The following is a 6,785-nucleotide window of genomic DNA, read 5'->3' as shown; positions in this document are numbered from 1 at the left end:
GGGGTCCGAGGCGGTCCGCCCGGTCGCCGCGATGCGCGAGGGCAGCGGTGCCCGCGACCCGATGACGGTCGCCGGACGCGATTGGGCGGGCGACGACTATCAATACGTCTTCATGATCGCGACCGAGGCAGTCGAGGATAATCGCCGTCACGTGCTGATCCAGGCACGCACTCTCGATTTCGAGGCGTTCGACGTGCTGCACAGGGCCGATGGCCAGGTGCAGCCCGGATGGACACCCTTCGGCGACAGGGCAAATGCCAGGATTGGCCGCGGCCGCCGGCCCGAGCCGCCGGCCCTGGCCCCGGTCCTCGACGAGGCGGGCAAGCCCATCGTCGGGAATTGCTCCGGACAGGGTTTCGACACGCAGGGCCTCGTCGGCTCGATCAGCGTCTCGAACCAAGTCTACCACTACTTCTACACCGACGTGCTGCCGGCGGATTGCGCCGAGCCGGCGGCCAGGCGCCGGCTCGGATTGTATCTGCGCACCAGCCGCGACGTCAGCGTCGAGAAGGCGTGGTCGCCGCCGCAGACCGTGCTCGAGGCGCTGCCGCCGGATACGCTGGTGCGGGTCGGCAAGGCCAAGGGCATGGAGCGCTGGGTCATGGCCTATTCCTGCTACCGGCCAGCCAACGCCGCCGGGGGGCCGGTCGCGGACATCTGCCTGCACTACACGGCCGACCTGTCGCCCGCTGCGTTCAGGGAGCTGCCGCTGTTCGCCGAGCCGGCGCGTGCGGCGCGCTCGCCGTCCCATCTTGGGCTGCGTTCGGGCGGCGACGGCGGCGGGCGCTACGGCCGCGACGGCTTCTTCTGGATGACCGACCGCTACGGCAACGTCGACACGCCGGCGGCCTACCCGACCAAGGGCGGCTTCCTCACCTGGCTCGACCGGCTTGCCCCGCGCTCGGACGGCAGCGCCGGGTCGAGCCTCTACGGCCGCCCGGTCTACTGGTCGACCTGGACGGTGCGAAGCCGGTCGTTGTAGCGACCGGTCGTCGGAGCGCGCCTCGCGGTCTGCGCGTCCTGCATGCCCCGGGCGCACGCGTCGGCGCATCGTGTCCCGTACTGCAATCTGCGGTCCTGGAAGCCGCGACGCCCTGCGCTGAGATACATCCCGCAAGTTGAAACAAGATTATACTTGAAACAAATCGCAAGGCGAAACGCATTGTAACAATTATAAGTCGATAATAAAGTATTTGCCTTCGCGCGTATCATCGATCACGTGCGGTCCTGTGCTTCCAGCCGGGGCCGGTTTCTGTGATCCAACATGACCTGGGCCGACATCTTCGTGGCGCTCGATGCGCCGTTCGTCTTGCCGGCTCTGTCGTCGAGTCTCGTCTTCGTCTGGAAGGCTGCACGTTCGGCCGAGGCGGTCGTGCGATCGGCTTGGCCGAAGACCTGCGATGTTCCTTGAAGGCCAAGCATCTTCAAGGAAGCCGAAGCATCGGCGTCGCGACATTGTCATCGATCCGAGGATGAAGATCAGAAATGCGCGTATCACTCTTGGCTGCGTGTCTCGCCGTCGTGCCGTTGGCCGTCGCCCATGCCGATCCGGTGGAGATCGTCGGCGACCCCGCGGCTGCGGGCGGTGAGATCACGAACGTCACCATCAAGGATAAGGGCTATGGCCCGGCGGCCGTGACGGTGAAGCACGGGACGATCGTCCGCTGGAAGAACGAGGACGAGACCGCGCGCAACGTCCAACTGCGTGGCGGCCCCGCCAAAGGCTGGGACAAGGCCCAAGGGCCGTTGATCGCCAAGGGCGAAGCCTATGCCCTGAAATTCAACGATCCCGGGTCCTACAAATACATCTGCACGCCGCACTCGATCGCCATGAAGGGCGAGATCACGGTCGAGTAAGGCGGTATCATCCGCGTAGAGCGTCAACGGTGTTTCGAGCGGGTGGACGACAGGTAACGCGATGCCGTCGTCTGCCCGCTCATGCTGTCTGCGAACGTGAGCCGCGGATTACGATTCGATCCGAGGGGCGAGGACGTTCGCGTGCATCGATCGCGCTGGGTCAGATTATCAGTTCACGCTCCAGAAGGTTTACCGCTCGATCAAGAACACGCGACCATAGTCCGTCTTCGAGCGTGCAGAACTCAGCGAGGAACGTGAGCGAGCGAACTTCGGCAAGCTTGACGAAGTTCGGGAGGGCAAGCCGCTCAGCCTTGGTCAAGGCGCGCTCCGATTCGTAGCCAGCCAGCAGCGCGGCGACGAGCGCTCCACTTTGAGAAGGCTCGCGCATGACGAGATGCCAAACCGGAGTGCCGAGGTCGAGCAGGTACGGGCCGTAGCCGCAATCGTCGAAGTCGATGAATCCGACACTGCCATCCCGGATGATGGCATTGGCCGACCAGGCGTCCCCATGACAATTTCCTGACGGGAGATCGTGCGGAGCAGGACCGCGAAGCATCTCCATGCGGCAGTGATCGATCGCATGCCGGGCTGCCGCGCTGTGGGGAATGGCGGCCAATGACGCGGTCGCTCGCATGCATACCGTCTGCGGGTCGAGGTCGAGGAGCCGCACCTCACCGCCTTCGATCCCGGCGAGGGCATCGTGCAGCTTCGCCAAGGCTGCGCCGAATAGCGCCATGTCACCAATCTCGCAGGCGACCGCCCGGCCGCCGAGCGCCTGGAACAAGCAGGCGGCACGTGTCACGCTTTCGAACACGATGCTCGCGCAATCCGCCCCTTCGGCGGTGCGGATCGGTCGAGCCACGTCGATGCCGGGCGTTGGTCGGACCTCGCGCAACAAGCGTAACTCGAAGGCGATTTCGGCCGGGGAACGGCCGGCGGCCCTGTATAGGCGCAGGTAGTAAGCTTCGCCCTTCGTAGCGAGGCGGTAGGTGCGATTGGCGCCGGGAGCAACCAAGTCACAGCTTAGAAACGCCCGGCCATAGCACCTGGAAAGATCGTTCAGGTCGATGTCACTCATCGGCACGACCTACGATGCGCAGCGTTCGAGCAGTGCTGTCATCCTCGGCTAAGGATCAAAAGCCGACAGCGGGTGGATATCTGCAAGCAGACATCCACCCGCTGTCGAGGCAACCCGTCCCACCCGATCCGAACTTAGCCGCGGTCAGGCTGCGTCGAGTTGCTTCGCCGTGATGGCGTAGGCGAAGCGTTCCGGATCGAGGCAGTCGAGACGCCAGCCTGCGACCTCGGCCTCGGGATACATCAGGAAGGCGTTCGGCCCCTCCTTCGATCCCGGCAACGGGACGTCGTGGCCGGTGTTGTAGGCCAGCCAATTCGTCTCCCAGGCGCCGAACAGGGTATCTCGGGCCGCGCGCACCTTGCCGTCGGCGATGTCGCGGTGGCCCGGCGGCTCCTCCAGCGCGACCTTGCGCACGTCCGCGGGATCGGCGGGCACCCAGCCGAACTGCGACAGGTAGACCTCGGCGCGGCAATGCTGTGCCTTGGTGACCGTCTCCGTGTTGGCGCCAAGGCTCTTGTAGCCGAACGCCGACGGCGCCACGCGGATGCCGTAGACGTCGCGCGCCGGCACGCCGACCGCGCGCAGCAGGCCGACGAACAAGGCGTTGATGTCGGCGCACTTGCCACCCATCTGGCCCAGCGCCAGCATCTGGGCGACGTTGCCCGACCCGCAGCCCCGCACCGAAGCTTCGCGGAAGGTGTTCTCGACCACCCATTCATAGATCGCCCGTGCCTTGGCGAGGTCCGTGTCGGCGCCGGCCGTGATTTTTTCGGCCGTTTGCCGCACGAGGCCATCGGTCGGGATCAGGCCGGTGGCTGCCGTGTAGAGCTGCCGCTCGGCGGCCGAAAGGGGCGTCGGCGTGCCGGGCCGAGCCAGGTCGACGGCGCGGTCGCGCCCCGCGAAGCGGCTGGTCACCTCGGCCGTCGGCGTCTCGCCCGCGGCCCAGGTCAGGTGAAGCATCTCGACGCCGTAACGCGGATCGCGCACCGATCTTACGGTGCTCGCGTTCGTGGTCCAGGTGTTGCCGAGCGGGCGGGTCCACGCGGCCTCGCCGACGGAGGGCAGCGGCACCCAGGCCTGGGCCGGCTTGCCCGCCGGCAGCGTGAGATGCGTGACGACCTCGTAGCGCCGCCAAGAACCAGGCGTCGGCGAGAAAGCGTCCTCGGCCCGCGCGAGGCGCGGCAGGCAGGGGGCGGCACTCAGGATGAGGCCGGTCTTCAACAGGTCGCGCCGATGCATCGTTGTTTCTTCGAGAAGGCTCCGGATGCCGTGCGTTGTTGCAGCCGGGGCCGAAGGGGGCAAGTTCACGACATATGACACACGAGCGCACCGGCCTGGGGGCCGTGCTGGGTGGATCTCGGTCTGCCCGCTTCCGAGCAATGCATGACAGCGGACGTCGCCGCCGCGCTCCGTCCACGGCTCTAAACTCGGCGTTAACCTAGTTCAGTGATTTGTCGGACCATTGGTAGCAGCGTCGTGCGGGCCGTACCTGCCGCCACGCAAGGATGGCAAGTTATGCGGCTGATCGTCGGCACACTGATCGTCTTCGCCTGCGTCTTCGGCAGCTACGCGCAGATGGGTGGCCACCTGGAAGTCCTTTGGCAGCCGTACGAGTTTGTCATCATCCTCGGTGCAGCGATCGGTGCCTTCATCATCGGCAACATCGGGCCGGTGCTCAAGGCCGTGCCCGCCATGCTGGGCACGCTGGTGAAGGGCCCCAAATATAATCAGCAATCCTATGTCGAGCTGCTGGGGATGCAGTACTCGTTGTACAAACTCGTGAAGCAGAAGGGTGTAATGGCGCTCGAGCCGCACATCGAAAATCCGAGCGAGTCGACGTTGTTCGAAGCCTTCCCGACCTTTGCGGCAAACCATCACGCGGTCGAATTCGTCTGCGACTACATGCGTATGGTCTCGCTGGGCGTCAACAACGCCTACGAGATCGAGGCTCTGATGGATGAGGAACTCGAGACGCACCACCAAGAGCAGGAGCGTATCGTTTCGGCCATGCAGTCGCTCGCCGACGGAACACCGGCGCTCGGCATCGTCGCCGCCGTGCTCGGCGTGATCAAGACGATGGGGGCGATCAAAGAACCGCCGGAGGTGCTGGGACATCTGATCGGCGGCGCGCTGGTCGGCACCTTTTTCGGCGTCTTCGTCGCCTATGGCTTCTTCGGGCCCATGGCGCAGTCGCTCAGGAGCCTCTTCGAGGCCGAATCCAAATACTACGTTTCGCTCAAGGCGGGTCTCCTCGCCCACATCGGCGGCCAGCCGCCGGTGATGGCGGTAGAATTTGCCCGCAAGGCTCTGATGAGCGACGTCCGCCCGACCTTCAACGAGGTGGAAGAGGCGACCGCCGCCCTGCCCGCCTAGAGCAGGCTGTGAAAAAGCGGCAACGGTTTTTCGTTCGAAGCCTGCTCTAAACTTTTGAATCGATCACGCTGCATTTCGATCGACTCGATCGAAATGCAGCGTGATCTAGATCTGACCGAATTTCGAGCAGGGACTTGATCGACATGGCCATCCAGCCGATCATCATCAAGAAGGTCAAGAAGGCCGCTCATGCACACCACGGCGGGGCCTGGAAGATCGCCTATGCGGACTTCGTGACCGCCATGATGGCGTTCTTTCTGCTGATGTGGCTGATCAGCATGACGACGCCGGAGCAGAAGGTCGGTTTGGCGGAATACTTCGCGCCGGCGGCTTTGAGCCCTGCAAACAGTGGCGCCGGCGGAATGCTGTACGGCACCTCCCTGGACACTTCGGGCAACAAGCTGTCCACGCCGCGCGACGCAGCGAGGGGCTCTGCCGAGCAAGAGGACAGAGCGCGCCCGACCAGTCCGGGCCGCGCCAGCGATCTCGATGCCAGCCACCCGGCCGCCAGCGCGCAGGCCAACGACAGCGCCATAGCCAGCCTCCGGCAGGCGCTGCAGAAGATGCCCGACATTGCCGAGCTGTCGCGCAACATCGTGATCGAGCCGACCAAAGAGGGCGTGAACGTTTCCCTCGTGGACCAGGACGGCCGCTCCATGTTCCGCGAGGGCTCCGTCGACCCCTACGAGCGCACCCGTCGCGTGCTGGAGGCGCTCGCGCCCGCCCTGCGCCGGCTGCCCAATCGCCTGTCGATAACCGGCCACACGGCCGCCGCGCGCCCGGGCTCGGCGCGGGCCGCCGAACCCTGGAACCTCACCGCCGGGCGTGCGCTCGCCGTGCGCGAAATCCTGTCGGGTGCCGGGGTTCCCAACGACAACGTCGATTCCGTCGTGGGACGCGCCGACACGCAGCCGGTTTTCCCCGACAATCCCTACATCGCGCCGAACCGACGGGTGACGATCACTCTGCTCGATGCGAGCCCGCCGGTGCCCCCGAATTTTCTTCGCTGACGACAAGGGACCTCGAAACCCTCGAGCTGATTGCAACCGCAGGGCGCGCAGGCGCGGCAGACAGGTTCGCGTAGCAAATCACCGACGCCGGCCGAGCAGAATTGGTCGAGCGTTACGGGCCTTCGCCGGAGCGAGGATGGGTCGCTCCTTCAAAAGCTGAACGATGAGCGAACTCCGCCACCCGGTCCAAGCCTAGTTGGCGGGGTAGGGCAATCCGATCCCGCGCCGCCGCCGAAAGCCTCGTTGTACCAGCGGCCGCGAGGGGTGCATGGCAAGACGTCCGCTTCCGGGCATCGCGTCTATGAACCGGAACGACCGGGTCGGGTCGAAGCCGGGCGCGCCCAGCGGGTATGCAGTGTCGGCTTCCTATCACCCGCTCCCGCTGGCTGCCCATACGCACCCGCTGAGCCGGTAACGGGCCTCGGCCTCCACCTACGGGTTGCGCGTTATACCGTTTCCGATTGATT

Annotated in this window: 6 protein-coding genes and 1 pseudogene; 5 read left to right on the top strand and 2 right to left on the bottom strand. The window is 65.4% G+C overall.

Annotated features, from left to right (window positions below):
• The 3 genes and pseudogenes from FV217_RS22755 to FV217_RS07000 form a co-directional block, all read left to right on the top strand.
• Positions 1 to 982 (top strand): annotated as a pseudogene (locus tag FV217_RS22755) (hypothetical protein); the annotation flags it as partial.
• Positions 983 to 1,264: 282 nt separating this feature from the next.
• Positions 1,265 to 1,411 (top strand): hypothetical protein, encoded by a 147-nt coding sequence (locus tag FV217_RS22750; protein ID WP_187272460.1) that lies wholly within the window; start codon positions 1,265 to 1,267, stop codon positions 1,409 to 1,411.
• A 74-nt stretch (positions 1,412 to 1,485) separates the two neighbouring features.
• The gene (locus FV217_RS07000) at positions 1,486 to 1,857 is read left to right on the top strand and encodes a plastocyanin/azurin family copper-binding protein (RefSeq protein ID WP_147816345.1); all 372 of its coding nucleotides are present in this window, start codon (positions 1,486 to 1,488) and stop codon (positions 1,855 to 1,857) included.
• 160 nt (positions 1,858 to 2,017) lie between these two features.
• On the opposite strand, the gene FV217_RS06995 is transcribed toward FV217_RS07000, so the two are convergent.
• Positions 2,018 to 2,935, bottom strand: a complete 918-nt coding sequence (locus FV217_RS06995) for a phosphotransferase (RefSeq protein WP_147816344.1) — start codon at positions 2,933 to 2,935, stop codon at positions 2,018 to 2,020.
• A 144-nt stretch (positions 2,936 to 3,079) separates the two neighbouring features.
• Positions 3,080 to 4,174 (bottom strand): transglutaminase domain-containing protein, encoded by a 1,095-nt coding sequence (locus tag FV217_RS06990; RefSeq protein WP_147816343.1) that lies wholly within the window; start codon positions 4,172 to 4,174, stop codon positions 3,080 to 3,082.
• Positions 4,175 to 4,450: 276 nt separating this feature from the next.
• Here FV217_RS06990 and motA point away from each other — a divergent pair, with 276 nt between their 5' ends.
• Together motA and FV217_RS06980 are read left to right on the top strand one after the other, a co-directional pair.
• Positions 4,451 to 5,308, top strand: a complete 858-nt coding sequence (gene motA, locus FV217_RS06985) for a flagellar motor stator protein MotA (RefSeq protein ID WP_147816342.1) — start codon at positions 4,451 to 4,453, stop codon at positions 5,306 to 5,308.
• Positions 5,309 to 5,457: 149 nt separating this feature from the next.
• Positions 5,458 to 6,318, top strand: a complete 861-nt coding sequence (locus tag FV217_RS06980) for a flagellar motor protein MotB (RefSeq protein ID WP_210245125.1) — start codon at positions 5,458 to 5,460, stop codon at positions 6,316 to 6,318.
• Positions 6,319 to 6,785 lie beyond the last annotated feature (467 nt).

This window comes from Methylobacterium sp. WL9, from assembly GCF_008040035.1.
GTDB classification, from domain to species: domain Bacteria; phylum Pseudomonadota; class Alphaproteobacteria; order Rhizobiales; family Beijerinckiaceae; genus Methylobacterium; species Methylobacterium thuringiense.
The sequence above is the reverse complement of the archived record's forward strand: the minus strand, read 5'-3'. Positions and strand labels throughout refer to the sequence as shown.

Excerpts from the sequence above, each read along its gene's own strand:
- FV217_RS22750 (WP_187272460.1), top strand. The coding sequence starts at position 1,265 with ATGACCTGGGCCGACATCTTCGTGGCGCTCGATGCGCCGTTCGTCTTG.
- FV217_RS07000 (WP_147816345.1), top strand. The coding sequence starts at position 1,486 with ATGCGCGTATCACTCTTGGCTGCGTGTCTCGCCGTCGTGCCGTTGGCC.
- FV217_RS06995 (WP_147816344.1), bottom strand. The coding sequence starts at position 2,935 with ATGAGTGACATCGACCTGAACGATCTTTCCAGGTGCTATGGCCGGGCG.
- FV217_RS06990 (WP_147816343.1), bottom strand. The coding sequence starts at position 4,174 with ATGCATCGGCGCGACCTGTTGAAGACCGGCCTCATCCTGAGTGCCGCC.
- motA (WP_147816342.1), top strand. The coding sequence starts at position 4,451 with ATGCGGCTGATCGTCGGCACACTGATCGTCTTCGCCTGCGTCTTCGGC.